This window comes from Neoroseomonas rubea (genome assembly GCF_016106015.1).
Classification (GTDB): Bacteria; Pseudomonadota; Alphaproteobacteria; order Acetobacterales; family Acetobacteraceae; genus Neoroseomonas; species Neoroseomonas rubea.
The window spans coordinates 1-1,769 of the sequence record NZ_JACADQ010000534.1; the positions used below are offsets into that span (position 1 = coordinate 1).

Below are 1,769 nucleotides of genomic sequence, written 5' to 3' on the forward strand. Positions count from 1 at the left end.
CGCTGCGGCGTGACGCGCGCGCCCGCGGGCGGAGGATCGGCCAGGCGCCAGCCGGCCTGCGGCGCCGGCGGGTCGAGCGCGGCCGGCACGCTCATCGCCATGCGCAGCACCGCGCCGGGCGGGCTCAGCGTATAGGTCGCGACCCAGTCGACGAAGCGGCGCAGCGTCGGCGTCATCGGCGGCACGTCGAAGACGCGCGCGACGGATCTCACGCGCGCGGCCGGGAGCGCAGGGTCGGGCTCGCCATCCCACACCACGCCGATCGCGCTGCGCCGGCCCAGCGGCACTTCGACGAATGTCCCGGCGACGATTTGTTCCGATGCCGAGTAATCGTACGGCTGCGCGAGCGGAAGTGGCAGAAGGACACGTATGCGTTGCGCGGTAATCACACGGTTATGTGACGTTGGCTCCACTGGGCTTTTACCCGGACACATGCGTTACCCTGCCGCTATAGACCTCGCGCGCCTTGCATCGGCAGGCGCGAGGTTCCTGGAAGGTCTGAGTCGCATGAAGTTCTTCGTCGATACCGCGGAGGTTTCCGAGATCCGTTCCCTGGCCGAGGCCGGCCTCGTCGACGGCGTCACCACCAATCCCTCCCTGGTCGCGAAGTCCGGCCGTCCCATGAAGGACGTGATCGCCGAGATCTGCGCCATCACCCCTGGCCCGGTCAGCGCCGAGGTCACCGCGACCGACGCGGCCGGCATGCTGGCCGAAGGCCGTGTGCTGCGCGCCATCGCCCCCAATGTGGCCGTGAAGGTGCCGCTGACGGAAGCCGGCCTCGTCGCCTGCCGGACCCTGGCGGGCGAAGGGGCCATGGTCAACGTCACGCTCTGCTTCAGCGCGGCGCAGGCGCTGCTCGCCGCCAAGGCGGGTGCCACCTTCATCTCCCCCTTCGTGGGCCGGCTGGACGACATCGCCACCGACGGCATGCGGCTGATCGCGGACATCGTGCAGATCTACCGCAACTATCCCTCCCTGAAGACCGAGGTCCTCGTCGCCTCGGTCCGTCACCCGATCCACCTGGTGGAAGCGGCCAAGATGGGCGCGCATGTCGCGACGCTCCCGCCTGGCGTCATCCGCATGCTTCTTAAGCATCCACTTACCGACCGCGGGCTAGAAGCCTTTCTCGCGGATTGGAAGAAGACGGGGCAATCCATCCTATGAGCCACGCCTACAGCGTCCTCAGCCCATCGCCCGAAGCCGCTCCCGGCCCGAATGCCGAGGAGGTGGAAGCCTTCCTGCGCGCGCATCCGGCCTTCCTGACGGAACGGCCGGACCTCTATCGCGTGCTGACCCCGCCCCGTCGGGTGCATGGGGAGAACCTGACCGACCACATGGTCGCGATGATCGCCGCCGAGCGCAGCCGCCGCCGCGTCGTCGAGGGGGAGATCCTCGCCGCGCTCGAAGCCGGCCGCGCCGGCTCCGGGCTGACCATCCGCGTCCGCCTCGCGGTCCTGGCGCTGATCCGCGCGCGGGGCGAGGTGATGGAGGTCGTGACGCAGGAAATCCCGGCGCTGCTCGGCGTCGAGACCGCGACGCTCGCCGCCGAGCCCGGCCCCGAGCGCCGCTACCTGCCCGCGGGCGTGCTGTCGCTGCCCGCCGGCGCCGTCAGCCGGCTGGTCGGCCGCGGACGCGAAGCGGTGGTGCGCACGGCGCCCACCGAACTCGACATGCTGCACGCGGAAGCCGCGCCGCTCGTCACGCGCGACGCGCTGGCGCGCGTGCCGCTGACCGTCGGCCCGCCGATGCTGATCGCGCTCGGCGCGCGC

General features: G+C 71.0%; 3 protein-coding genes. 2 read left to right on the forward strand and 1 reads right to left on the reverse strand.

Annotated elements, in window-relative coordinates:
* A partial coding sequence (locus HW577_RS24545) for a primosomal protein N' family DNA-binding protein (RefSeq protein WP_474100256.1) occupies positions 1–434 on the reverse strand: 434 nt, incomplete at its 3' end.
* A gap of 73 nt (positions 435–507) precedes the next feature.
* Between HW577_RS24545 and fsa the strand changes: the two genes are divergently transcribed.
* On the forward strand, positions 508–1,164 hold the full coding sequence (gene fsa, locus HW577_RS24550) for a fructose-6-phosphate aldolase (protein WP_198378715.1): 657 nt from the start codon (positions 508–510) through the stop codon (positions 1,162–1,164).
* Positions 1,161–1,769, forward strand: a 609-nt coding sequence (locus HW577_RS24555) for a GAF domain-containing protein (protein ID WP_198378716.1), incomplete at its 3' end; no start/stop codon positions are given. The genes fsa and HW577_RS24555, both read left to right, overlap by 4 nt.